General features: G+C 60.1%; 1 pseudogene. It reads right to left on the reverse strand.

The annotated features are described in order from the left end of the window. A pseudogene (locus CVH10_RS22515) lies at positions 1-253 on the reverse strand (hypothetical protein); the annotation flags it as partial.

Consider the following 253-nt stretch of genomic DNA (forward strand, 5'->3'; position numbering starts at 1 on the left):
CCATGTTGCCGAACGGCGCCTGGACCAGGCCCAGCTTGAGGCTGTCGTCATCGTTCAGGTCGTAGCCCTGCCAGCCGTGCTGGAGGAAGTTGTAGCCGTCGTAGAAGCGATACTGATAGGAGTAGTTGAACTTGCCGGTACCGCCGGTGAAGCCCAGATTGAAGTTGCCGAAGTCCATGTCGCCGGCCGTTTCCTTGTCGCGCTCGTCCGAGTCGTTGATGACCGAGCCGAACTCGAGCTGGCCGTTGATCTG

Origin of the sequence: Halomonas sp. ND22Bw, assembly GCF_003011945.1 — a bacterium.
Lineage (GTDB): Bacteria > Pseudomonadota > Gammaproteobacteria > Pseudomonadales > Halomonadaceae > Halomonas > Halomonas halophila.